Genomic DNA, 25,145 nt, shown 5'->3' on the forward strand with positions numbered 1-25,145 from the left:
AGGCGCATTATGCCTAGTGCTGCTGTGCAAGACACTCGTGCAATGCGTCCTGCCACTGTGGCTGGCTGACGTGCCATTGCTGTTGCAGGCGCGTGCAGTCCAGGCGCGAGTTCAGCGGGCGCTTGGCGGGGGTCGGGTAGGCGCTGGAAGGGATCGGTTCCAGCTCGGCGCAGGCCTTGCCTTCGGCGCGCAGTTGCTCGCCAATCGCCTCGGCAAAACCGAACCACGAGGTTTCACCCTGGGCAGTGAGGTGGTAAACGCCCCAATCCCCTGCCTTACCGGCCTGCCACTGCTCGATCAGCACACGGGTGCTGTTGGCGATAGTCCCGGCCCAGGTCGGCGCACCGATCTGGTCGGCCACGATGCGCATCTGCGGTTTTTCCTGCAGCAGGCGCTGCATGGTCAGCAGGAAATTCTTGCCATGGCTCGAATAGACCCAACTGGTACGCAAGATCAGGTACTGGCCACCTACAGCCGCAATCGCCTGCTCACCCGCCAGCTTGCTCTGGCCGTAGACGCCCAAGGGGTTTGGGGTGTCGTTTTCGGTGTACGGGCCAGGTTTGCTGCCGTCGAACACGTAGTCGGTCGAGTAATGGATCAGCGGGATACCCAGCGCCTTGGCTTCCTCGGCGAGGATGCCGGGGGCGATGGCATTGATGGCGAACGCAGCGTCCGGTTCGCTCTCGGCCAGATCGACGGCGGTGTGGGCCGCCGCGTTGATGATCAGGCCAGGGCGATGGGCGCGCACTTGCTGGCGGATGAGGTCTGCGTCTGCCAGGTCAAGCTGGTCGCGGCCCAGGACGATGAGTTCGCCCAGGTCCTGGAGCCGCTGTTGCAGCTCCTGGGAGACTTGGCCGTGTTGGCCGGTGATGAGGATTTTCAGAGGCGCCATCACAGGAATAGATCCGCGTCTTTCAGGGTTTTACCGCTCTGGTCCTTGGCGGACAGCGTCGGGGTGCCATTGAGCTGCCAGTCGATGTTGAGATCCGGGTCATCCCAACGGATACAACGCTCCGCAGACGGCGTGTAGTAATCCGTGGTCTTGTAAAGGAATTCGGCGTAGTCGCTCAGCACGACGAATCCATGGGCAAAGCCTGGTGGAATCCATAACTGGCGGTTATTTTCTGCCGATAGGCGTACGCTGGCCCACTTGCCAAAATGCGGCGAGCTGCGGCGGATATCCACCGCCACGTCCAATACTTCGCCGGCAGTCACACGCACGAGTTTTCCCTGAGCGTGTTCTACCTGGTAGTGAAGACCTCTCAGCACGCCTTTTTGCGAGCGCGAGTGATTATCCTGCACAAACTGCAGTTGTAACCCGCTGTCTTTTTCAAACGCGCGGGCATTGAAGCTCTCATAAAAAAAACCGCGCTCATCGCCAAAAACCTTCGGCTCGATGATCAATACACCGGGCAGCTCAGTGGCAATCACGTTCATTTAGTGTTTCCAGCGAGCATATACAGGTACTGACCATAGCCGGTCTTGCCAAAGTACTTGGCACGCTCCAGCAGATAATCACGATTGATCCAGCCATTTTCGTAGGCGATTTCTTCCAAGCAGGCCACTTTCAAGCCCTGGCGGTGCTCGATGGTCTGAACGTAAGTCGAGGCTTCCAGCAGGCTGTCATGAGTGCCGGTGTCGAGCCAGGCGAACCCACGGCCGAAGCGTTCAACGTGCAGATCGCCACGTTGGAGGTAGGCATTGTTGACATCAGTGATCTCCAGCTCGCCACGTGGCGAAGGCTTGACCGCCTTGGCGATCTTGATCACGTCGTTGTCGTAGAAGTACAGGCCGGTTACCGCGTAGTGGGACTTGGGTTTAGCCGGTTTTTCTTCGATGGACAAGGCGCGGCCTTCGCTATCGAAGTCAATCACACCGAAACGCTCAGGGTCTTTGACCCAGTAGCCGAACACCGTGGCGCCCGAAGGACGTTCGGCGGCGGTGCGCAGTTGCTCGCCGAAATGCTGGCCGTGGAAGATGTTGTCCCCCAGGATCAAGCACACAGGGTCATCGCCAATGAACTCTTCGCCGATGATAAATGCCTGGGCCAGGCCGTCCGGCGAAGGCTGCTCCGCGTAGGTGAAGCGCACGCCGAACTGGCTGCCATCGCCCAGCAGATTCTGGTATTGCGGCAAGTCCACTGGCGTGGAGATCACCAGAATATCCTTGATCCCGGCCAGCATCAGTACCGAGATCGGGTAGTAAATCATTGGCTTGTCATACACCGGCAACAACTGTTTGGACACGCCCAGGGTAATGGGGTGCAAACGCGTGCCGGAACCGCCGGCCAATACAATTCCCTTCATCATGCGATCAAATCCTTCACGTCAGTATTGCCCAGTCGTTCACCTTGATAACTGCCGTCCTGGACTCTGCGGCACCATTCCAGGTTATCGAGGTACCACTGCACGGTTTTGCGCAGGCCGGTCTCGAAGGTTTCTTCCGGGACCCAGCCCAGTTCGCGTTCGATTTTGCTGGCGTCGATGGCGTAGCGTTGGTCGTGGCCTGGGCGATCCTTGACGAAGGTGATCAGGTCAGTGAATTTCTCCACGCCGGCTGGGCGTTGTGGCGCCAATTCTTCCAACAGGGCGCAGATGCCACGTACCACGTCGATGTTCTTCTGCTCGTTGTGGCCGCCGATGTTGTAGGTTTCGCCCACAACCCCAGTCGTGACCACTGTGAGCAGCGCACGGGCGTGATCCTCAACGAACAGCCAGTCACGCACCTGCAGACCATCGCCATATACCGGCAGTGGCTTGCCCGCCAGGGCGTTGAGAATCACCAGCGGGATCAATTTTTCGGGGAAGTGGAACGGCCCGTAGTTGTTCGAGCAGTTGGTCAGCAGCACAGGCAGGCCATAGGTGCGCTGCCAGGCGCGTACCAGGTGGTCAGACGCTGCCTTGCTCGCGGAATAGGGCGAGCTCGGTGCGTAAGGCGTGGTCTCGGTGAAGAGATCGTCCACGCCGTGCAGGTCGCCATACACCTCGTCAGTAGAGATGTGGTGGAAACGGAATGCGCTTTTTGCCGGCTCCGCCAGCTTCTGCCAATAGGCGCGCGTGGCTTCTAGCAGGCTGTAGGTGCCGACGATATTGGTCTGGATAAAATCCGACGGACCGTCAATGGAGCGGTCGACGTGGGACTCGGCCGCCAGGTGCATGATCGCATCGGGTTCGAAGCGTGCGAGCACGGCGCTGACGGTGGCCTGGTCGATGATATCGGCCTGGACAAACTCATAGCGGCTGTTGGACGCGATGCTGGCCAGCGACTCGAGGTTGCCGGCGTAAGTCAGCTTGTCCAGGTTGAGCACTTCATGCTCAGTGTGTTGAATCAAGTGCCGGATCAGGGCCGAGCCAATAAATCCGGCACCGCCGGTGATGAGAATACGCATGTCGAGGGCCTTTTCCTTAGACGGACACTGGGCGAAAGTAGCATAGCTTGAGTTGTGAATCGGGCCGGCGCAAGTGCCGTGAGCAGAAGGGGTTGATTAACGCCACAGAACAATGGCGATATAGACGCCTGAAAAATCAAAGGTCGTCACAATGTCGTTAGCCACGTTGACCCACCGTGCCAGCTTGCCTTGCCCACAAGTCACCCCCGAGCAGGCCGCATGCCTGCTCGATCGACACTATGGACTGACGGGCAAATTACGCTCATTGGGCAGCCAACAAGACCTCAACTACAGAATTGACAGCACGCGGGGCCGTTTCGTTCTGAAAATCTGCCGGGGTGACTACGCCGCGGTTGAACTCCAGGCCCAGCACGCAGCCTTCCACAGCCTGGGCACGCACCCCGGCCTGCGGGTGCCCAAGGTCATCCAGACCGTTGAGGGCGAGGAGCTGCTGACGGTCAACGTCGACGGCCAAACCCTGCACCTGCGGCTGTTGGACTACATCGACGGCCAGCCCCTGACGCATTTGCCCCACCTGAGCCGCACCGTGATCGAAGGCTTTGGTGAGCTGTGCGGGCAAATGAGCCATGCGCTGGCAGGTTTCGAACACCCTGGCCTGGAGCGCACCTTGCAATGGGACCCGCGCCACGCCCAGGCATTGATCACCCACCTGCTGGCAACCTTGCCCGATCTGCCGCAGCGTGCCGCTTTGGAACAGGTGGCCAGGCAGGTCGAGGCGCATGTGCAGCCGTTGGCGGCACGCCTGCCCTGGCAAGCGGTGCACATGGACATCACCGATGACAACGTGGTGTGGCAGCGTGATGCCCAGCGGCACTGGCGTATTCAAGGCGTGATCGATTTTGGCGATCTGGTGCGCACCTGGCGAATTACCGACCTGTCGGTGACCTGCGCGTCGCTGTTGCACCATGCCGACGGTGATCCATTTGCCCTGTTGCCGGCGATCCAGGCCTGTCACGCGGTCACGCCGTTGCAGCGCGAAGAGTTAGAGGTGCTGTGGCCGTTGATCGTCGCTCGCGCGGCGGTGTTGGTGCTCAGCAGTGAGCAGCAGCAACGCCTGGACCCGGATAACGCTTATCTAAAGAAAAACGCCGAACACGAGTGGGAAATCTTCCATATCGCCACGTCGGTGTCCTTTGAACTCATGCAAACGGCGATTCTTAGCAGCGTCGGCGAAACATTACCGCCCGTCGCCATCCAAGACTTCGCGCCTTTATTGCCAGGCTTGGTGGGGCGCGAGTTCGCCCTGATCGACCTGGGCGTACTCAGCCCGCATTTCGAGGCAGGCAATTGGGAGACTCCCGGCATAGATCGGCGCTTGCTGGATGAAGCGGCGACGGCGCATGGGCAGGCGGCCAGTCGTTATGGGCAATACCGCTTGTCGCGCACCCGTCCCGACAGTGCGGTGGAGCCCGAGACCTTCCCTCTGCATGTCGAGCTGCATCTGCCCCACGGCACGGTTTTGGAGGCGCCCTTTGCGGGAACGCTGCGCGAGGGCACCGACGGCTTACTGTGTTTGCATAGCAGTGGGCTGAGTCTGCGCCTGTGGGGCGTACGCACATCACTCAAGCCGGGCGCAACGCTGGTCAAAGGGCAGGTGCTGGGCGAGGTTCATGCGCCGTTGACCGTGCAGTTGTGCCGCGCCGACCTTGAGCCACCGCTGTTCTGCACACCTTCCCGGGCGTTGGCATGGCAGGCGTTGTGCCCGTCACCCTCGGCGCTGTTGGGCCTGGCCTGTGATGCGGAGCCGGAACTGGACCCAGAGGCCCTGCTGGCCCGGCGGGATGCCAGCTTTGCGCGCTCCCAGAAGCACTACTACGCCGACCCGCCGCGTATCGAGCGTGGCTGGCGTAACCACCTGATCGATATGCAGGGCCGATCCTACCTCGACATGCTCAACAACGTGGCCGTGCTGGGCCATGGCCACCCGCGCATGGCTGAAGTGGCAGCGCGGCAGTGGTCGTTGCTCAACACCAACTCGCGGTTTCACTATGCGGCAATTGCCGAGTTCTCCGAGCGCCTGCTGGCGTTGGCGCCGGAGGGCATGGACCGGGTGTTCCTGGTCAACAGCGGCACCGAGGCCAATGACCTGGCGATTCGCCTGGCCTGGGCCTACAGCGGCGGGCGCGACATGCTCAGCGTGCTGGAGGCCTATCACGGTTGGTCGGTGGCGGCGGATGCCGTGTCTACCTCGATTGCCGATAACCCCCAGGCCTTGAGCAGCCGCCCGGATTGGGTGCACCCAGTGACCGCGCCCAATACCTACCGCGGTGAGTTCCGTGGGCCAGATAGCGCGCCGGACTATGTACGAAGCGTGGAGCATAACCTGGCGAAAATTGCCGCGAGCCAGCGTCAATTGGCCGGGTTCATCTGTGAGCCGGTGTACGGCAATGCCGGCGGCATCTCCCTGCCAGCGGGTTACCTAAAACAGGTGTATGGCTTGGTCCGTGCCCAGGGTGGCGTGTGCATCGCCGACGAGGTGCAGGTGGGTTACGGCCGCATGGGGCATTTCTTCTGGGGATTTGAACAGCAGGGAGTGGTGCCCGACATCATCACGATGGCCAAAGGCATGGGCAACGGCCAGCCGTTGGGCGCAGTGATCACCCGCCGAGAAATTGCCGAGGCGCTGGAGGCCGAGGGTTACTTCTTCTCGTCATCCGGAGGCAGCCCGGTCAGCTGCCGGATCGGGATGGCAGTGCTGGACGTGATGGCGGAGGAAAAGCTCTGGGAAAACGCCCAAGTGGTAGGCGGGCATTTCAAGGCACGACTGGAGGAATTGATCGACCGCCATCCACTCGTCGGTGCTGTACACGGTTCGGGATTCTATCTGGGCCTTGAACTGGTGCGTGATCGCCATACCCTCGAACCTGCGACGGCGGAAACCGCCTTGTTGTGTGATCGCCTGCGTGAGTTGGGGATTTTCATGCAGCCTACCGGGGATTACCTGAATATCCTCAAGATCAAGCCGCCGATGGTCACTTCCCGGCGCAGCGTGGATTTCTTTGTGGACATGCTGTCGAAAGTACTGGATGAGCAACTGTGATTTATCGATGGTTATCGGCTATTTTTTGCAATAGAAAGCACCTATCCTTTTTTTAGGCTGTTAAAGCCGATTTTTATCCATTATAAAGTTGCCCTTCACCCCATTCGGAGCCCTGATCGCCATGACCACCTTGCACAGCACACCCCGCGCCGATGGCTTTCACATGCCTGCCGAATGGGCGCCCCAGACCCAGACCTGGATGATCTGGCCCGAGCGCCCAGACAACTGGCGCCTGGGCGGCAAGCCTGCGCAGGCGGCCCATGTGGCGGTGGCCAAGGCCATCGCGCGTTTTGAGCCGGTGACTGTCGCGGTTTCCGCCGGCCAGTATGAAAACGCCCGTGCCCGCCTGGACGTACCCAATATCCGCCTGGTGGAAATGTCCAATGACGACGCCTGGGTTCGCGACACCGGCCCGACTTTCGTGATCAACGGCAGTGGTGAAGTACGGGGTGTGAACTGGGACTTCAACGCCTGGGGTGGTTTTGACGGCGGCCTGTATTCGCCGTGGAACCGTGATTCCCAGGTGGGAGGCAAGATCCTCGAGATGGAGCGCGCACCGCGGTACCGCACTGAAGGCTTTGTGCTTGAAGGCGGTTCGATTCATGTCGACGGCGAAGGCACCCTGATCACCACCGAAGAATGCCTGTTGAACCGCAACCGCAACCCGCACCTTGATCGTGCGGCCATTGAGGCGGTGCTCAGCGATAACCTGGCTGTGGATAAGATCATCTGGTTGCCGGACGGCCTGTTCAACGACGAAACCGACGGCCATGTGGATAACTTCTGCTGCTACGTGCACCCGGGCGAGGTGCTGTTGGCCTGGACCGATGACCCGCAAGACCCGAACTACCCACGCTGCCACGCAGCCTTGGACGTGCTGCAAAGCAGCACCGATGCCCAGGGCCGCTCGTTCATCGTGCATAAAATGCCGATCCCGGGTCCGCTGTATGCCACCGAAGAGGAATGCGCCGGGGTAGACCTGGTTGACGGCAGCCAGGAGCGTAATCCGACCGTGCGGTTGGCCGGTTCCTACGTCAACTTCCTTATCGTCAACGGCGGCATCATCGCGCCGAGTTTCGATGACCCGTTGGACGGCCAGGCCAAGCAGATTCTGCAGAACCTCTTCCCACAGCATGAAGTGGTGATGGTGCCGGGCCGCGAACTGTTACTGGGTGGGGGCAATATCCATTGCCTGACCCAACAGCAGCCAGCCCCGCAGCGAAAGTGAGTGCAGTTGTAACAGCGCCTTGATGGCGTACGAGCACTGCGCCATTGCAGTGCTCCCCGCAAGCCCGCGACCCAGCCCGGTCGCGGGCTTTTTCATGCCTGTATGCCAATGAACAGGGCACATTGGCATAGCTCTTGTATCGCTGTGGTTACAGTGGCCCAAGGGGGATGACCGCGCAGTTCTGTCACAAACCTTGAGTAAGTTAGCCGCTCACGCAGTAGGAGAGAGCGCTGAAATGAATGCCGATGTCCACCTGATGAACACGCGTACGTTCCACCCTTTGCGGGTCGACGGTGATGCGATCCATGCGTTGGCGCTTTGGTTGAAGGCAAACGGCTCGCGACAGGTCAGGCAAGCGCCTGACTTGCGTAGCGTGATGAGTGAGCGCTACCCGGTGGGGTTGTTCACGGAGGACGAAGTGCAGGCGTTGTGCGAGTTGATGAGCAACTAAAGACACCAAAATACAAATGTGGGAGCGGGCTTGCTCGCGAATATGATGTGTCAGGCGACGGATATGCTGACTGATCTACCGCATTCGCGAGCAAGCCCGCTCCCACACGGACTGTATTTTTCCAGATGAAATATTAGAAGCTGTAGGTGCCAGTAACCACCAGACTTCGCGGCTCACCCGGTTGAATCTGCGCCGCACTGGTCGCCGAGGCGTAGTAGTTTTTGTCGGCGATATTGTTCAGTGCTGCCCGCACGTCCCATTCTTTCTGACGGAACCCGGCCAGCGCGTCCCAGCGGCCATAACCCGGCAACACCACAGTGTTGAGGTTGTCGGCATAACGATCACCCACCAGGGTCAAACCGGTTTCTGCGTACCAGCCCATCTCTGGTTTCCAGGTGATAAACAGGCTGGCGTTGCGCTTGGCCACATCGCTGATCCGTTTGCCTTCAAAGCCATTGTTGTCTTTCTCGACCTTGGCGTCCTGCAGGCCCACGCCGCCGCGCACATACCAGTTATCGACGATCTTGCCGGTGGCGGTCAGCTCCACGCCGCGTGAGCGTTGTTCGCCAGTAAGCAGGGTAACGGTACGGTCCAGCGGGTCGGTGGTGCGGCGGTTGTAGAGTTCCAGCTCGTACACGGCCAGGGTGGTGCTCAGGCGCTCGTCGAACCAGTCGCTCTTCACGCCGATTTCCTTTTGCTTGGTCAGCTCCGGGCTCAGGTCGTTGGCGTTGCCGGTGGCGTTCGGCGTGATGCCGATCAGGCCGCCGCCGGCTGGCGAGAAGGTCTTGCTCCACGAGGCATAGAACGAGTGGTGCTCCAGAGGCGTCCACACCAGGCCGACGCGGGGGCTGGTGCTGTGGCTTTTCACGTTCTGTTGGATGTCGAGCAGCTTGTTGGTGGTGTCCACTTCGAAACGGTCGTAGCGCAGTCCGCCCAGCAGTTGCCACTGGTCATTCAGGCGCAGTTGGTCCTGCACGTACAGGGCGCGGCTTTCGACTTCGGTGTGGTTGTTACTCGACAGTCGCATGCTCCCGGTGTGGCTCAGGCGGCGATTGGGTTGGTTGAGGTCCAGGCTCGGCACTGTCTTGCCATCCCGAGCGGAGTACAGCTTCGGATCGCGGCGCTGGCTGCCCAGCTCGATACCAGTGAGCAGGCGGTGTTCCAGGCCAAAGGTGTCGAAACCGCCTTCCAGCTCCAGGTTGTTGAACACGTTGCGGGTGGTCAGGTCCTGCTGCCAGTGTTGGCGGGTGACGGTGTTGGTTTTCGGCTCATAGCCGGTCTGGTAGGTATTGTCGAAATCACTGTCTAGCTTGAACACGCCGAGGGTGTGGTGCAGTTGCCAGTCGGCGTTGAGCTCGTAGGCGAGTTTGGAGCGCAGGGACTGAGACTTATCGTCGATGTAATCGCCGTGATCAAAGTAAGTGGTGCTGCGGCTCACATCCGCCGGGCGCCCGTTGACGCCCGGAATGCCACGGTCTGGGGTGCGGTTGTAGCGGCTGTATTCGTATTGCACCAGCCAGTTCAGCTCTGGAGTGAGCTGCCAGCTCATCGACGGCGCGAACAACTGGCGGTTGCCGCTGACGCCATCGCGAAAGCTGTTGTTGTCCTGGTTGCCCATGTTCAGGCGCAGGCTGATGTTGTCGGTGGGGTCGGTGCTCAGGTCGGCATACAGGCTGCGCAAATCGTTGCTGCCGCCTTGGGCTTCGATACTGGACTTTTGCCCTGGGGTGGGCATTTTGCTCACCCGGTTGACGATCCCGCCCTGGCCGCCTCGCCCGTAAAGCACGGCGGCCGGCCCCTTGAGCACTTCGATACGCTCGATGTTATGCAGGTCGCGCACGTACTGGCTGTCGTCGCGAATACCGTCCAGATAGAAGTCATTGCTGGCGTCGAAGCCGCGTATGCGCAGGCTGTCGAAGCGTGTATCGGCGCCGCTGCTGACGTTGGGGATACCGCTCAAGGCCTGGCCCAGGTCGTTGGTGCCATAGGAACGCAGGCTTTCGGTTTTGACTGAGTCGATCGCCTGGGGCACATAGCGAACGGCCGTCGCGGTGCGTGTGGCGGTGCTGGTTTCCTTGACCCGGGGGTCGTCTTCATCTGCTTCCACACTGATCGAGGTTTCGGGCAAGACCGTGGCCGCACCGGCAAAACCGGCAGACAGCAGAACAGAGAGCCCTAGGGAGAGGGGCGTCAGGCGAGGGGCAGGCATGGGAGTGTATCCAAATGATGTGGCAGGAAAATTGTGCGCGAATGGTAATGCTTTGCATTTGCGCGCGTTATCTATTCCCTGATGCCTACCCTGTCGGATTTGTTACTTAATGTGTTTCGAGGGGGATTCAAGGCGCTTTTCAGGCTTTCATCCCCGGGCTTCATCGCGCCGCTTAGACGAATATCGCCTAAATACAGACGATTCACGAAATTGACACATAGTTCAACGCCCGCATAGGATTGCGCCCAACGCCTGTGGCTCACCACCATGACTAATCCAATAAAAAAAGGCCCGCGGCAGTTCAGTCGTCCGCGGGCCTTCTTTTTGCCGGCAAAGTCGACACCAGAAAAAGCAACAGGAGCCTGGTGTCACAGCGCGTACTCAACCCGTAATAAGGAATATAAGAAAATGTTGAAGCAACGGATGAGTCTGATCGCTCTGGGGATTTTGAGCGCATCGACAGCAATGGCAAACGACCAGGAGCAATCCAAGGGTTTCGTTGAAGACAGCCACCTGAACATCGCAGCACGTAACGCCTACATCAGCCGTGACTACAAAAACGGCAAGCAGGACAAAGCTGAATGGGGCCAAGGCTTCATCGGCAAGTTCGAGTCCGGCTTCACCCAAGGCACTGTAGGTGTGGGTGTGGATGTGATTGGCCAATACGCTATCCGCCTGGACGGTGGTAAAGGTCGCGCTGGCGCCGGCGGTATCGACTTCTTCAAGCAGGGCAACGGCACTGTTGATGACAACGGCAAGCCAAACCCAGGCTCGGCACCACACGACCTGGCCAAAGGCGGCGCTGCCGTGAAGTTCCGCGTTTCCAACACTGTACTCAAGTACGGTGATCAGTTCCCGGCTGTGCCTGTGCTGCAGTACGACAACTCTCGCCTGTTGTCGGAAACCTACACCGGTACTTCGATCGTCTCTAAAGAGATCGCCGGTCTGCAACTGGACGCGGGTCATTTCACCAAAGAAGCGCGCAAGAGCATGGAAGGCACCGACAGCGGCCGCCTGAAAAGCATCGATTATATCGGTGGTAGCTACAAATTCACCGAAAGCCTATCGGCCGCGCTGTATGCCTCCGACATGCAGGACGTGTTGAAGAAGCAATACGTCAACGTCAACTACGTGCTGGCCTTGCCGCAGCAGCAGTCGCTGACGTTTGACTTCAATGGCTACAAGACCAAGCTGGATCGCAGCTTCGCCTTGGAAAACCAAAAAGACGCGGACGCTCGCGACAACAAAATCTGGAGCCTGGGCGCTACCTGGGCCGTTGGCCCGCACAGCTTCACCATCGCTCACCAGCGTAGCACCGGTGACACCGGCTACCTGTACGGCGGCTACCGCAACGCTGGCGGCATCGGCGACGGCGGCAATACCATCTTGCTGGCCAACTCCTACTGGTCCGACTTCAACGGCAAGGACGAGCGCTCCTGGCAAGCAGGTTACGGCATCGACTTCGCCACCTTCGGCGTACCGGGCCTGACCTACAACATTGCCTACGTGCGCGGTACCAACATCGACGACGGCACCAACCGTGGCGATGGCACCGAGCGTGAAATCTGGAACCAGTTCAAGTACGTGGTACAGAGCGGCCCAGCCAAAGACCTGAGCCTGCGTGCGCGCGCCTCGTGGTTGCGCGTTTCCAACAACGCCAGCGAGTACAACGTAGGCGGTAACGAAATCCGTCTGTTCGCCGACTACCCGATCAACGTTTTCTAATTGATCGAATGTCGTGCCTGATGCCAGGCAATAAAAAACCCCGACTGGTTCGGGGTTTTTTATTGCTCGCCGGCTAAGCGGGCGACCTGGAGGTGCACATACGCCACCCGCTTATTATTCGTTCACGGCGCTGTTAAATAGCTGACTGTGCATAAAGTCTATGAAGACTCGCAGCCTCAGTGAAAGGTGTTTGCTGGAAGGCCATACAAGCCGAAAGACTCCGGTATGAACCGTATAGTCCGTCAGCACTTGCACCAATTCGCCGTTCTTGATGGATTGGGTCGTCATGAAATCAGGCAGGCAGGCAACGCCCAAACCTGAACGAGCCACATCGACAATCACTTCAGTCGTGTTGCACACCATTGTTTGAGGCAGCTCGAAATCCGGCTCTCCAGCCGCAACGCGTAAAGGCCAAGGTTCCACTTTTCCCGTCGAAGGAAACTTGTGCAGCAGGCATGAATGCATGGCCAGATCCGCTGGGCGTTTGGGTACCCCATACGCTGCGAGATAGGCTGCAGACGCCACAATCTGCAGCTGGAAGCCCCCCAGCCGTTTAGAGATCAGCCGCGAGTCAGTGGGCTCGCCTGTGCGTAACACGGCGTCAAAACCTTCCTCGATAACGTCGACCATGCGATCAGAAAAGTCGATGTCGAGTTCTATTTCCGGGTAGGTGCGCATGAACTGAATGATTGCCGGCATGACGAGGCCGCTGACGAGAGGCAGGCTGATTCGCAATTTGCCCCTCGGTTTTTCACGCGCGTTGCTCAGCTCCATTTCTGCAGCTTCAAGCTCTGAAAGTATTCGTCGACAGCGTTCAAGAAACAGTGAGCCTTCCAGCGTCAGGGCGATGCTTCGCGTATTGCGCTGGAAAAGACGTACCCCGAGCCTGTCTTCCAGCCGACCAATACTTTTACCGACACCCGACGAAGAGATGCCCAATCGTTTCCCTGCCTCGGTAAAGCTTCGAGTTTCAGCCACCAATACAAATAATGAAATGCTGCCAAGCGACTCCAACGGATGGCCCTCACTGCGGACACCAGAGTCCGATATGTTCGGATTATAGGCCTGTTTTTGTTTGGAGACGCAAGCCCTAACCTTTGGATGGGCCGATCACCGCAGACAACTGTGCGCGAAGGACCGACACCTGCGCATATCAATGAAGGAACCATTCAGATGAACTCAACACACAGCGCTCAGACGGCTCCCCCGTTATTGAAGTGGCTGCAGCTTTTCGCAGCTTGCCTCACAGGCGTACTCATTCCGCTTTGCTTTACCGGGCCAGCCGTAGTGCTTTCTTCCATCAGTGCTGCCATGGGTGGATCTGCTGTAGAGCTCAGTTGGGTGGTCAACGCTTATATCCTCACTTATGGCAGCGCCATGATGGCGGCGGGGAGCCTGACGGATATCTATGGACGCAAGCGGGTATGGCTGGTTGGCCTGGTCATCTTCGTGTTGTCTACCGTCGCTATTCCCTTTTCTTCGACTGTTTTGCAGATCGACATCCTGCGCCTTGTGCAGGGGTTGGGCGGAGCAGCGGCGTTCGCGGGCGCCATGTCGTCATTGGCCCAGGTGTTCCACGGCGCAGAGCGCACCAAAGTATTCAGTCTGCTCGGTACGACGTTCGGCATTGGGCTAGCCTTCGGCCCGCTGGCCGCGGGAGTATTAGTCGACTCGGCTGGTTGGAAGTGGACGTTCCATGCGACTGCATTGATAGGCATCGCGGGCTTCGTGCTCGTGTGCGTGAGTGCGACGGACTCTAAAGATCCGGCTAACAACGGTATGGATTGGCCGGGAGCTCTGAGCTTTACGGCCGCATTGACGTTGTTTACCTATGGCGTCCTTCTCGCGCCAGAGGATGGTTGGGCCAGCCCCATCGTGTTGGGCTGTGTCGCTGGCGCGATCATTCTGTTCATGATTTTCGTGGCGATTGAGCGTCGTGTCAGTAGCCCGATGCTCGACCTTTCATTGTTCAAACAAGCCAAATTCGTAGGCGTGCAGATTCTTGCAGCCAGCCCGGCGTTCTTTTTTGTCGTGCTTATTATCATGCTGCCGGCGCGATTTATCGGGGTCGATGGACTCAGTGCCCTGCAAACCGGAAAAATGATGATTGCGTTGGCTGCACCGTTGTTGTTTGTACCGTTTCTAGCGGCCCAGCTCGCGCGTCACTACACCTCAGGGATGCTCTCGGCAGTCGGGCTGGTGTTGGTGGCTGCCGGGCTATTCTGGCTGGGTGTTGTGCTCGATAGTGGTGCCAGCAATGCAGTGATGCCCATGGCGCTGATCGGTATCGGCATTGGCCTGCCTTGGGGGTTGATGGATGGGATGGCCGTCAGCGTGGTGGAGAAAGAACGTGCGGGAATGGCGACTGGCATTTTCAACGCTGTTCGTGTGTCCGCCGACGGAATAGCGATCGCCATCGCCGGTGCGTTGCTGGCGACGTTCATTCAATGGGGGCTGTTCGACGCCGCTACCCATTTTGCTGTGGATCAGATTATGGGAGCCTCCAGCCGGGCAGCGCTCGGCGATCTGCACAGCGCAGGTAATCAGCTGCCAGGGCAGTCGGAGCTGTTGCGCCTCGAGTATGCGAAAGGGTTTCGGCACCTGCTGTTCATCCTTGGGGCTGGTAGCGTACTGACGGCCATTGCTGTGTACGCAACACTGGGTCGAGTCAGCGCGCATGATCATCAACCGGCGGAAGCAGTCCGCCCGGTGATCGTGGGTGACGGCGAATGATTGGCCAGATGCAAACGAGCGACGATTCCAATCGAACTCACCCTGCGTTTTCACGTGTGTTTGCGCCTGGCCATCTTACGTTTGGGCTGATCGCGCCGCTGGAAGGGTATCCCGATCGCATGGCACCGACCATGCAGGATCATGTTGATCTGGCGCGCCAAGCCGACATCGCGGGTTTCTCCGCGATATGGCTGCGCGACGTGCCCTTGCTGGACCCGGAGTTCGGGGACGCGGGGCAGATGTTCGATCCGCTGGTGTACGCCGCTCACTTAGGCGTGGTTACTCAACGTATCTGCATCGGCACTGCCGGCGTGGTGTTGACGTTGCGCGATCCCTTGATGGTTGCCAAGCAAGCCGCGACCCTTGATGTGTTACTGCAGGGGCGCTTTCTGCTTGGGCTCTCAACGGGTGATCGGCCCAGCGAATACCCAGCGTTCAGCCGGGAGTTCGACAATCGTGCGCAGCGTTTCAGGGAGGGTTGCGAAGTCCTGCGTATAGCGACCCAACAGGCGTTTCCCACGTACGAGTTTTGCCACTATGGCAGGCTCGACGGCACCCTGGATTTGCTTCCAAAGCCCTGGTCTACGGCAATGCCGATGCTTGCCGTTGGCCGTTGTGGTCAAGACATGAAGTGGTTGGCGTCGAATATGGATGGATGGCTCTGGCACCAGAGTGACTTTGGCAGCCTGCCCAATTTGATTGAGCAGTGGAGGTCTTGTTCTGCGCCAGGAACGTTCAAGCCATATGGTTATGCGACATTCTTCAATCTGGAAGAAAATCCCGACGCTCCGTTGAAGGTGGGGCGAGGCATAAGCACCGGACGCAATGCGCTTATTGATTTGTGGGAGCGACAACAAGCGCAAGGTGTTTCACATGTCGCATTGAACCTGAAGCCGTTACGTCGTCCTGCCAAAGATGTCTTACAGGAGCTAGCAGAATATGTGCTGCCGCATTTTCCAGCCCAGGGAGCAAACCTTGTCTGAACAAAACGCGCCGTCAGCTCAGGACTTGTTGAATCAAAGCATGGTTGTCCCACGCAGTCCGCTACGTATGTGGCTGGCGGGTTGGATGGTGGTGTCGGTGTTTATTCTGTCCAATACCGCGACCCCGCTCTATGTCGTGTGGCAGGGGCAACTCGGGTTTGCATCTTCGACCCTCACGTTAATATTCGCGGCCTATATCCTGGGGCTATTGCTCAGTTTGCTGGTTGCCGGGCAAGTCTCTGACCGCTACGGGCGCAGGGTGGTACTCCTGCCGGGCCTGGTCTGCGCGATGTCGGCTGCATGGTTATTCAAGTCCGCCGAATCGGTGGAGAGTTTGCTGTTCGCAAGGCTGCTTACAGGTATTGCCGTAGGGATCATTGTCTCGGCGGGGATGGCAAGTGTGGTGGATCAAGGAGGTCTACCGCGGCGAAGGTTATCTTCGCTAGTGGCCTCGATGTCAATGGTGCTGGGAGCAGGTCTCGGGCCCTTGCTGGCTGGCAGCTTTGCCACGTTTGCAAGTCAGCCGATCGAAAAGGTGTTTACCTTGGAGCTAGGGATACTTGCACTCGCTTTCCTGATCGCCTGGACGATGCCAGACGAAGCCAATAAGGCCCAGCCAATAGGCCATGCAAAATGGAGGTTCCCTTCGGTCGAGCGACATCATCGCCTTCACATACTGTTAGGAATCGCGCTGTTCGGTCCTGGTATTACAGCGACCTCATTTGTCTTGTCGTTAGGGCCATCGCTATTGGCAAGTCTGCTTAACATCAAGACGCCGCTGATGGCAGGAGCCACTGCGTTTCTAATGTTCATCTCGGCTTTCGTCGTCCAGATGGCGCTGCGCCGACGCACTGTGGAACATATCTTCTATTTCAGTGCCACTGCGACCTTCTTCTCGATGCTGGGTATCTGCACTGCGATAGCGATTTCCTCTCCCGTCGTCCTGATTATCGCCGCCTTGCTAGCGGGTGCGGGTCAGGGGCTGGGGCAGTTGGGAGGATTGACGTTAATCGCGTTAAGGATATCGGACAACAAGCGAGCGCAGGCTAACGCATTGCTCAATATGGGGGGCTATGTCCCTGCAGGTCTGCTGCCTGTAGCAACAGGTTTCCTGATCGATCGAACTGACTTGGCCTTCGGCGCTTATACGCTGGCGGGTCTGCTCGCTAGCTGTGCCCTGCTCGCCGCCTGGTTTGTTGCGAGAAATAAGCAAGAAGTTCACCACTACTGACGACCTGGGAGGTCATCATGCGCACGACAAAGTCCACCCCTGTAAAACCTAATCCAATGCGTGTCAGTCGTAACAAGATGCAACTAGGGGTATTTTCTACGAACACCGAGGGCGGCTGTACGGTGACGAATGCGCCCGAGCGGATTCGCGGGGATGACTGGGCGGGCAATCTGGAAATTGCAAAAGACGCGGACCGGGCAGGGTTTGAAGCGTTCATTCCGGTAGGCCGTTGGAAAGGCTTTGGTGGTGCCAACAACACCGGTGGTGTGTGTTACGAAACTTACACTTGGGCGGCGGGCATTGCCGCATTGACCGATCAGATCGCAGTGTTCACCACCTCGCACTTACCCACTGTGCACCCTCTGTTTGCCGCCAAACAGGCGGTTACGATTGACCACATCAGCGGCGGACGATTTGGCCTGAATATTTTGTGTGGCTGGTACGGCGCTGAGATGAGGATGTTCAGCGGTCACATGATGGAACACGACAAGCGATATGACTACGCTGAGGAATGGTTGCACATCGCGCAGAACGCCTGGCAGCAGCAGACGCCTTTTGATTTCAAAGGTGAGTACTTCACGATCTGCGACGCGATCTCCCAGCCACAGCCACTCAACAAGCCCTACCTCATCAACGCTGGCGGCTCCCCACGTGGAAAAAGGTTTTGTGCAGAACATTGTGATGCGGCGTTCTTGATCATCAAGCACTTGGATGGCGAAGCGGCGGTGCGTGAACAGATCGCGTCCTACAAGGATCTGGCCAAAAATGAGTTCGGCAGAGACCTCAAGATCTGGTGCTATGGCTACGTTGTTCAAAAAGACACTCAGGAAGAAGCCGAGGCGTACCTGGATTATTACGCCAACCAAATGGGCGACGATGAAGGATGCGACATCATCACGACCGAGTTGGGCATTCAGACCGGGATTTTCACTCCCGAGGATGCGGTTCGGTTCCGTTTCCACTTCAAGGCCGGTTTTGCCGGCGTACCGTTAGTGGGCACGCCAGAACAGATTGTAGAGCTCTTCAAGAAATATTCAGACTGGGGCATTGATGGCATTGCGCTCACCTGGTTGGACTACCACCAAGGCATCAAGGACTTCGTAGCGGGCGTTCAACCGCTCATGGAAGCGGCAGGTTTGCGCGAGCCGTTCCTCAGTGATGCATCGCCCGTGCTCAACGAGGCGCGCGAAGCTGTGGAAATGGTGTGATCGCTGGCCCCCAGGCGAATGCACCTGGGGGCCCAACTCCCATTTAGAGCTCCAACATTTTCTGCGGATTGGCAAGGGTCACTTGCACGCGGCGAGCGTTATCCAGCTCAAACGTATCAAACCACCGCTGGCTTTGTTCGAGCCAGTCGTTGACGTCCATCTGGCTCGTTTGGCCCAAATCCGAGCTGTAGACAACATTGGGGACGGTCGATAGCACCTCGCGAAAGTCGTCTTCTTGTTGATAGCCTAAAAGATAGGTGAGTGCGGTCTGCTCAATGAATACGTTAGGAGCCGTGGCGATCTCCAAAAGCTCGGCAGCCTTCAAATCAGTCAATGGATTGGCCGGCTGGTTGAGCATCAGGCGCGGCACGCCTAATCGAACAGATTCATCTACCAGAGCACGTACCTCGCGAGCGTCAGCGTGGCCGGTAGAAATGACCAGGGGGTAATCACACGCCATCTTGAGTATGTCCAGGGCCTGGGGCGTCAAGCGCCCGGCGTCTGTTGTGACGCGCAGAGGCTTGATGGGTTTACTTACCAACAATGGATGGCTGACATTTCGCGCGAGGGTACTGGTGTGCTTTCGTCCTGTCACCGTCGGGAAGTGCACAATGAAGCGTCCCGGTTCGTCGCCGCGCATACATAGGCTTCGCTCCACCACCCTGAAGTCCACACCGCCTGCAATCTCATTCAAAACCAAGGAACCACTGACAGGGAAACCCTGTGAGCGTGCTTCCCAGGCCTGTGCGGCAGTGCAGCCCAAGTGGTTTTTCAATACCACCCGGCCGTTGGCCGCTGCGTACAGTTTTCCGGCATCTATTGCGCCGTGGCGGCGAACGAACGCGTCCGGGTTCGCGTGGTAGTGCAGGTCGATAAAGTTCGGGGAATGGCTGGTATCTTTGAGCGCGTTCATGCCGCGTGTTCCGAGCGAGGTATAAGAAAAGTGTCGATAGCGTTCACAACCGAATCGAGATCGTCAGCCAACGGCCGCATGCCTCCCGCTCTTATGCACAGTGTGCGTTGGTGGGTTCCAGAGGTGCGTACCACGTGCGGTTGGTTGACAAGTTGGGAGCGCTCGCCAAAAACGCTCAGAACCCTTCCTTGGTATGCCAGCAGACTGTGACTGAGATCGATACCGGCTAACAACCCAAAACCACCTGAGAGGCGCTGCCCCTGTATTTCAAGATGAACACTGTTTTGGGTTTCTGGACTTTGCTGGGGGTGTTTGCCTTCGGGTAGGACGAGTGCATCCAGCAGACGCTTGGCCTCTTCAACGTGGCCAAGCTGTGCAAGTTCCGCCATTCTTCCAAGCCTGGCATCCAATATAGCGTCGGCTTTGGCTGGGGAAGAGAGCAGCAACAAAGCTGCCGTTGACGCAAGCGAGGAGGTATGCACCAGTTCCAGCGCCAGCGCGCCGCCCAACGCGACACCGACAAGCACGTCGGGTACGCCCCAGGGTTGCAGCAACTCAGCCCAACGCTCACTGAAAGTGTTCAGCGTCTCACCGCAGGCAACGGGTATCGAGAGCGAATCAAACACCACCACCCGATAGCCTGCGCTGAGAAAATGACCTGTCAGCGGCGCGATAAAGGCGCCCTCGTCCCATGTGGGCATGACGGGTGAAAGTACAAAAACGCACTGTTTTCCTTGCCCATACACTTTGAATTGCACGTCCTGGTTCATTGTTTCGCTCCTGCAGAAATAACAAAGCCTACTTTTACAAGCAGGCTGATTGTGCCCCGTGAGTCCGTTTAGAGGGTGCGTCCCAGCTTGGCGACCGTATCGGCATAGCCCTTGAGAGTGGCCTCGACTATCGAGCGTGCCGGCTGTACGTCCTTGATCAGATCGGCCACCTCGCCTGCCCAGATCGCTTTAGTTCCTACGTCGTCTGCTGCCAGTGCCCGTTCGTACTGGGGCCGCAACTCATCAAGGGCCAGCGAGAACGCCTGCTCGTTACCAACCCACGACTCGGAAAACTGGTTCGCGATCGCCCGACCGCTGTACTCTGCGGGCCAAGATATTCCGCGCACATCATCAAAGATGCGAGTTCTGACAGTGTCGCTTGCGACGGCGTGGAGCAGCCTGTTTTTCACACGGTCAGAGGGAAGCGCTTCGTCGCAGGCCAGGAATCGCGTTCCCATCATTACCCCATCCATTCCGAGTGCCATGGCGGCGGCCATTCCTCGGCCATCAGCTATCCCACCTGTTCCGATCAGGATTACGCTCTCGCCCACGGCATCGCGAACTGCCGGGAACAAAGGCATGGAGGATCTGCGCAAGCTGTGCCCCCCAGCTTCTGCACCCTGCACGATCAGTGCATCGGCACCGGCGTCGAGTGCGTATAACGCCTGGTCAACGTCATGTACTTGCACGATGACTTTGGCGTTCGCTTGATGAATGGGCTCGATAAATGGACGAGCGTCACCAAAGGACAGCGCTACAACCTGCGGGCCGAACTCCAGTGCCAAATGCAGTAGCTCGAAACGTTTCGCCACCGTGAACATGACCAGCCCGACGCCCCAGGGCTTGTCCAAATCCTGCATGAGCGACAACTGTTGAACCATCCAGTCAGGATCTCCGTAGCTTGCTCCCACCAGGCCTAGCCCCCCTGCGTTTGAAACGGCGGCTGCCAGGTGTCCTCCTGATGCACCTCCCATCGGTGCGAGGACCAGTGGGTGCTGGATGCCCAAGAAGGTTGTCAATGCTGAACGGATTGCGGCCATAACTTCTTCCTTGATCGAATATTGAATAGGCTTGGGTATTGCGCAGCGCCAAGCGCTGCGCATGCGATTGCAGTTAGCCGACAGTTTCGCGGGCGGTGGCAGGGGTGATGTAGGTGGCGACGGTGTACAAGTGATATTCCCAGGTACCGGTTTCTTTCAAGCGCGAATAACGTGATAAAAACTCTTCGTCGATGAAAAGCGATTCGAACTGCCCACGATCGCTCCACTGAGCCTGGTTGATGACCGTCTTGCCGTCTGTGCTCTTCATCAAACGGCTCCACTGAAAGGCACTGTACGTTCGCGCAACATAGTTGACCGTGTCCTCCAGTATTTCCACTGCAAGGTCCTGCGCGCCTTCTTCAACATGCACCACATTCACGAGATAAATCGCGGTGTCATCCGAAACAGATTGAGGATCAAACAATTCCATTTTCATGATTATCTTCCAATAGTGAAAAACGAGTGTTCAAGGCATTACAGGTATGGAGCCTGTGGGTTTCCCGTCCTGCCAGAGCAGTGGAGTGATGTCTTGCGCCACGACAAGGTCGTCGACGTGACCGATGATTATTTCGTGGGTTCCATGGCTCATGCGTTGGGCAACGGTGCAGAAAAGAGAAGCCTGGGCACTGGGCAGATACGGTAGGCCGTTGGAGTGTTGCCAGTCGGCTGTCTCGAACCGGGCAGGGCCGGTGACTGCGCCACCAAAAACCTTCACCAAGTCCTCTTGGCCAACCCGAAGCAAGTTCACCGAAAACCTTCCATGACCAATCAGAGGCCTGTACATGCTTGCCCCGTGATTAATGCAGACAAGGATGGAGGAAGGGTCTGTACACACCGACGTTACGGCGGTTGCAGCCATCCCAAAAGGTGCACCCTCATGTTCAGTCGCAATAAGAGTGACCGTGGAGGTCAGGCGACGCATCGCTTTCTTGAACTCTTGAGTGACTGAACCCTTGTCTGTGAAGCAGTGCGGTTTCAACGGCGCGCTCAAGACCCTGGCGCTGGCGGATAGCTCATGCGAAAGGCTCATTGGGCTAACTCCGCTTCTACCTTCTGAGCAGCACCCAACCAAGGCTGGTCGTAGCGGTAGGTCTTGCGAGCCTGCTCTAATGAGGCCCCCGCGGTTATCGCTCCGATAATCTGGCGTTCGGTGTGTTCTACGGCACGCGCACGGCGAATAACTTCGGCCGCTATATGCTGCGCAATGACAAGGCAGCCGCTGCCATCGCAGACCAGCAGGTCTCCAGGATTGACGGTGACGCCACCGATCTCAAGCGAGACCTGCACCGCTTTGAGCTGAGTCCGGTTTTTTGCGGACTGCATGAACCGTCCGCGGCTGAACAGGGGATACCCCAGCTTGACGACGGTATCGATGTCCCTGGCCACTCCATCAATTACAGTGCCTTTTATGCCTCTGGCCACGGCGAAGTGCGTCATGATATCGCCCCATACCGTGCAGTCTTGGCGCCCCGCATTGGAGCTGACGATCACGGCTCCAGGCGGGACCTGATCAATATAATTGGCCGCATTTTTGAACCCATGAGAATCTCCGACCGGCTCATACTGCACGGTAAAAGCAATGCCCACGCAGCGACTACCAGGAACTTGGGTGGTGATGCCCAGAAGGCCGCCAGAAACGCCAAGGCTGTCCAGGGCATCGGACAGTGACGCGGTATCCAATTGTTCGCATTCGTCCAGCAATGCTTGAGAGAGTTGGACCGATTCAAAGAGCTTGGGCATGTGTTGCTCCCTGGGGTGAGGTTGAAACGCAAGGTTGTGCCCAGTTCAGCGCGGCCATGGAAACGCATTCTCCAATAATGGCTTCGCCAACCTGCGCGGTGGAGTGCGAACCCCCCATGTCATAGGTGCGCACGCTTGAACGCGCCACCCGGCTGACCGCCGCCGTCACGTAGTGTGCTTCCTGCGGATAACCCAGATGCTCGAGCATCAGAGCGATGGTCATGAACATCGCGCTGGGATTGGCTTTGTTGAGCCCTGCATGGGCCGGAGCGCTGCCGTGAACCGGCTCGAAATATGCGCCCAGCTTTCCGAAGTTCCCACTCGGGGCGAAACCCAGGCCACCCATGACGCCTGCGCCGAGATCAGAAAGGATATCGCCGAACATATTCTCAGCCACTACAACGGAGAAACGCTCCGGGCGTTGCACCATCCAAAGCGCTACTGCGTCCACGTTCTCGATTACGCCTTCAATGCCGGGGTATCGCTGGGCGACACTTTCAAATACACCTCGAGTGAAAGCGCTGCTGTGACGAAGTACCATGGGTTTGTCTACGAAGGTGACTCGGTCGAATCCATGCCGGGACGCATAGTCAAATGCGTATTCGAAGATGCGCTCAAGCCCGCTGCGCGTTTGTAGGCGCACGGAAATGGTCGCGTCCTCCTGCCCTTCACGACGCCATGGCGCGCCCAATGCTTCCCGCTCTTGCAGCAAGGGCAGGAATTGATCAGGTATCCGTCCATAATCCAGACCGGCGTACAGCCCTTCAGTGTTTTCCCGGATGACGACAAAACGGAATCGATTTTCGCCCGTGATGTCAGTGACCGGCCGCACGTTTGCGTAAAGATCCAGGTTTTGCCTTAGCTGGATCACCGGGCTTACATAGCGGCGGTTCTGCCCCTGAAGATGAGGGGGCAGCTCTGCTTCTGTTTCGGCAAGGGGTTTGCTAGTGATGGCGCCTAACAAGGTGGCGTCGCACTGATTGATCTTTTCCCAGGTTTCATCCGGAACGGTATTGCCCTCCCGCTTCCAGCATTCCCAACCGATGTCCCCGAACTCGAGATCGAACGGCAGGTTCAAGGCCTTAAGGACTGGCAGTGCGGCCTCCATGACTTCGATGCCAATACCGTCACCGGGAAGCACACAAATACGCTTGCGTGTCAGGTAGTCGCTCATCCAGCTATCTCCTGTGCGGTCATGGTGTCGCGACCGTAAACATTCGCGATGGCTCTGGGTGCAAGGCGTGCGACCTGATCCTGTTGATGCATGATTTCAAGAGCACGATACTCGGACGTCAGTTGAAAGCGCTCGACGGTTTCTCGCATGCGTTTTGTACTGTCGAACGGGAAGTTGTACGCCCCCATAATGATGTCCAGCAGAGGGCTTGGGATGTTGTTGAATGGGATAGACGCCGCGGTCAGGTTCGAAAGTTCAAGAACCTTGACGAGGTCAAATCCATGATTAGTGCCAATGCGCTCGAGATAGGCGACGAGCATGCTCAAGTGCAAGTTGCCGGCCCCTTTCCCCATCCCACAGATGGACGTGTCGATGTACTCGGCGCCCGATTCGATGGCAGCGGCTGCGTTAGCCAGAGCCATTGAAAGATTGTTATGGGCGTGGAAACCCAATGGCACTGCCAGTCGGTTGGAGAGGCGACTGATCAGTCGATCGACATCGCTTGGGAGCATGTGCCCATTAGAGTCTGCGAAACAGATGATGTCTGCACCAGCGCCCTCAGCGCGCACCGAGGTGTCAATGACGGCACTGAGCGTTTGTGCGGTCACATGGGTGACATTTGCACTAACGCTGAAACCGTAATCGCGAGCGAGTGAAAGAGTGGCAAGCCCTTCGGTCAACTGCTCTCGGCGTAAGCAGACTCGGATCATCGAGACGCCCTGCTCCTTGAGCATGGCGAAATCCTCGTTACCCACGTTTTTAGGGTGGACCATCACCGCAAGCTCGATTCGGCCACCGCCAGCCCGGCGAACGCGCTCGATAAATTCAGCATTTATATTGCTTGTCAGTCCATGCTCAACGTTGGGCGCGAACGACCCCCTGCAATAACCAACTTCACATACATTAATCCCGGCCTCTGCCAAGCTTGATGTTATTACCAGGGCCTGTTCGTCCGTGAAGTTGAAATTATTGCGATATCCTCCGTCACGCAGCGTGACGTCCACAACTTTTACTTTCCCCATGATAATTTCTCCTGCGGTTGATGGCAGTTAAGAGGTGGGCACACATTTGACCGAAGGTAGTTAATCCCCCCTTTATTTTTTTTGTAGGGGGTGACCTTCGTTGGGTATATAGAGCCAGCCGAAACTCATTGCAGTTCGGTCTTGCAAACACCTGTTGAGGTGTTCGGTATTGATCCTCGTCAATACGTATAGTTTTGTAAACGTGCGTTAATCACCGGTGCCTGTGAATTTTTTCCCATACTGGATCAATGCCGACTGACACAGGGCGC

Annotated in this window: 22 protein-coding genes; 8 read left to right on the forward strand and 14 right to left on the reverse strand. The window is 57.8% G+C overall.

Translation table 11 applies throughout. The annotated features are described in order from the left end of the window. Nucleotides 1-13: 13 nt before the first annotated feature. The 4 genes from rfbD to rfbB are packed head-to-tail and all read right to left on the reverse strand — an operon-like array spanning nt 14 to nt 3,388. Nucleotides 14-883 (reverse strand): dTDP-4-dehydrorhamnose reductase, encoded by an 870-nt coding sequence (rfbD, locus tag N2A98_RS01520; RefSeq protein WP_200888181.1) that lies wholly within the window; start codon nt 881-883, stop codon nt 14-16. Nucleotides 884-891: 8 nt separating this feature from the next. Then, entirely contained in the window at nt 892-1,437 is a 546-nt protein-coding gene (gene rfbC / locus N2A98_RS01525) for a dTDP-4-dehydrorhamnose 3,5-epimerase (RefSeq protein WP_078802316.1), read from the reverse strand. Continuing rightward, complete coding sequence (rfbA, locus tag N2A98_RS01530) at nt 1,434-2,309, reverse strand: glucose-1-phosphate thymidylyltransferase RfbA (RefSeq protein WP_044270562.1); 876 nt, start codon at nt 2,307-2,309, stop codon at nt 1,434-1,436. Before rfbA ends, rfbC begins: the two co-directional genes overlap by 4 nt. Further along, nucleotides 2,306-3,388, reverse strand: coding sequence for a dTDP-glucose 4,6-dehydratase (gene rfbB, locus N2A98_RS01535; RefSeq protein WP_069556673.1), 1,083 nt, complete (start codon nt 3,386-3,388; stop codon nt 2,306-2,308). Before rfbB ends, rfbA begins: the two co-directional genes overlap by 4 nt. A 151-nt stretch (nt 3,389-3,539) precedes the next feature. Here rfbB and N2A98_RS01540 point away from each other — a divergent pair, with 151 nt between their 5' ends. The 3 genes from N2A98_RS01540 (at nt 3,540) to N2A98_RS01550 (ending at nt 8,128) form a co-directional block, all read left to right on the forward strand. Further along, complete coding sequence (locus N2A98_RS01540) at nt 3,540-6,449, forward strand: aminotransferase (protein ID WP_275622937.1); 2,910 nt, start codon at nt 3,540-3,542, stop codon at nt 6,447-6,449. Between the two features lie 121 nt (nt 6,450-6,570). After that, nucleotides 6,571-7,677: an agmatine deiminase gene (gene aguA / locus N2A98_RS01545; protein ID WP_275622938.1), complete on the forward strand. Its 1,107-nt coding sequence runs from the start codon at nt 6,571-6,573 to the stop codon at nt 7,675-7,677. 235 nt (nt 7,678-7,912) lie between these two features. After that, on the forward strand, nt 7,913-8,128 hold the full coding sequence (locus N2A98_RS01550; protein ID WP_044270565.1) for a hypothetical protein: 216 nt from the start codon (nt 7,913-7,915) through the stop codon (nt 8,126-8,128). A gap of 133 nt (nt 8,129-8,261) precedes the next feature. Here the strand turns inward: N2A98_RS01550 and N2A98_RS01555 are convergent, their stop codons facing one another. After that, complete coding sequence (locus tag N2A98_RS01555; protein WP_275622939.1) at nt 8,262-10,337, reverse strand: TonB-dependent siderophore receptor; 2,076 nt, start codon at nt 10,335-10,337, stop codon at nt 8,262-8,264. Between the two features lie 408 nt (nt 10,338-10,745). Between N2A98_RS01555 and N2A98_RS01560 the strand changes: the two genes are divergently transcribed. Then, the gene (locus N2A98_RS01560) at nt 10,746-12,062 is read left to right on the forward strand and encodes an OprD family porin (RefSeq protein ID WP_044270569.1); all 1,317 of its coding nucleotides are present in this window, start codon (nt 10,746-10,748) and stop codon (nt 12,060-12,062) included. Between the two features lie 114 nt (nt 12,063-12,176). On the opposite strand, the gene N2A98_RS01565 is transcribed toward N2A98_RS01560, so the two are convergent. Continuing rightward, nucleotides 12,177-13,076: a LysR substrate-binding domain-containing protein gene (locus tag N2A98_RS01565; RefSeq protein WP_047712358.1), complete on the reverse strand. Its 900-nt coding sequence runs from the start codon at nt 13,074-13,076 to the stop codon at nt 12,177-12,179. Between the two features lie 159 nt (nt 13,077-13,235). Between N2A98_RS01565 and N2A98_RS01570 the strand changes: the two genes are divergently transcribed. Genes N2A98_RS01570 through N2A98_RS01585 form a run of 4 tightly spaced genes read left to right on the forward strand, consistent with a single transcriptional unit; the run spans nt 13,236 to nt 18,217 of the window. Further along, nucleotides 13,236-14,795 (forward strand): MFS transporter, encoded by a 1,560-nt coding sequence (locus N2A98_RS01570; protein ID WP_044270572.1) that lies wholly within the window; start codon nt 13,236-13,238, stop codon nt 14,793-14,795. Between the two features lie 8 nt (nt 14,796-14,803). Continuing rightward, a complete protein-coding gene (locus tag N2A98_RS01575; RefSeq protein WP_047712359.1) occupies nt 14,804-15,778 on the forward strand; it encodes an LLM class oxidoreductase in 975 nt (324 codons plus the stop codon). Beyond that, a complete protein-coding gene (locus N2A98_RS01580) occupies nt 15,771-17,009 on the forward strand; it encodes an MFS transporter (RefSeq protein ID WP_275622940.1) in 1,239 nt (412 codons plus the stop codon). The genes N2A98_RS01575 and N2A98_RS01580 overlap by 8 nt, the downstream gene beginning before the upstream one ends. 17 nt (nt 17,010-17,026) lie before the next feature. Continuing rightward, nucleotides 17,027-18,217, forward strand: a complete 1,191-nt coding sequence (locus N2A98_RS01585) for an LLM class flavin-dependent oxidoreductase (RefSeq protein WP_003187734.1) — start codon at nt 17,027-17,029, stop codon at nt 18,215-18,217. A 43-nt stretch (nt 18,218-18,260) separates the two neighbouring features. On the opposite strand, the gene N2A98_RS01590 is transcribed toward N2A98_RS01585, so the two are convergent. The 8 genes from N2A98_RS01590 to N2A98_RS01625 all read right to left on the reverse strand — a co-directional run bounded on the left by N2A98_RS01590 (nt 18,261) and on the right by N2A98_RS01625 (nt 24,876). Continuing rightward, nucleotides 18,261-19,130, reverse strand: coding sequence for a DUF6282 family protein (locus N2A98_RS01590; protein ID WP_044270579.1), 870 nt, complete (start codon nt 19,128-19,130; stop codon nt 18,261-18,263). Then, nucleotides 19,127-19,900 carry a hypothetical protein gene (locus N2A98_RS01595; protein WP_125969364.1) on the reverse strand — a complete coding sequence of 258 codons (774 nt, stop codon included), beginning with the start codon at nt 19,898-19,900 and terminating at the stop codon, nt 19,127-19,129. The genes N2A98_RS01590 and N2A98_RS01595 overlap by 4 nt, the downstream gene beginning before the upstream one ends. Before the next feature lie 68 nt (nt 19,901-19,968). Further along, nucleotides 19,969-20,940 carry a nitronate monooxygenase gene (locus N2A98_RS01600; protein ID WP_275622941.1) on the reverse strand — a complete coding sequence of 324 codons (972 nt, stop codon included), beginning with the start codon at nt 20,938-20,940 and terminating at the stop codon, nt 19,969-19,971. A gap of 73 nt (nt 20,941-21,013) precedes the next feature. Continuing rightward, nucleotides 21,014-21,376: a hypothetical protein gene (locus N2A98_RS01605; RefSeq protein WP_003187739.1), complete on the reverse strand. Its 363-nt coding sequence runs from the start codon at nt 21,374-21,376 to the stop codon at nt 21,014-21,016. Nucleotides 21,377-21,406: 30 nt separating this feature from the next. Further along, nucleotides 21,407-21,862, reverse strand: a complete 456-nt coding sequence (locus tag N2A98_RS01610) for a flavin reductase family protein (RefSeq protein ID WP_223816913.1) — start codon at nt 21,860-21,862, stop codon at nt 21,407-21,409. 104 nt (nt 21,863-21,966) lie between these two features. Next, nucleotides 21,967-22,680, reverse strand: coding sequence for an RraA family protein (locus tag N2A98_RS01615; protein ID WP_078802321.1), 714 nt, complete (start codon nt 22,678-22,680; stop codon nt 21,967-21,969). After that, nucleotides 22,664-23,854: an isocitrate/isopropylmalate dehydrogenase family protein gene (locus tag N2A98_RS01620; protein ID WP_078802322.1), complete on the reverse strand. Its 1,191-nt coding sequence runs from the start codon at nt 23,852-23,854 to the stop codon at nt 22,664-22,666. The genes N2A98_RS01615 and N2A98_RS01620 overlap by 17 nt, the downstream gene beginning before the upstream one ends. After that, nucleotides 23,851-24,876, reverse strand: coding sequence for a nucleoid-structuring protein H-NS (locus N2A98_RS01625; RefSeq protein ID WP_044270588.1), 1,026 nt, complete (start codon nt 24,874-24,876; stop codon nt 23,851-23,853). The genes N2A98_RS01620 and N2A98_RS01625 overlap by 4 nt, the downstream gene beginning before the upstream one ends. Nucleotides 24,877-25,145: the final 269 nt, after the last annotated feature.

Origin of the sequence: Pseudomonas sp. FJ2-5-13 (assembly GCF_029201605.1) — a bacterium.
GTDB classification, from domain to species: domain Bacteria; phylum Pseudomonadota; class Gammaproteobacteria; order Pseudomonadales; family Pseudomonadaceae; genus Aquipseudomonas; species Aquipseudomonas lactis.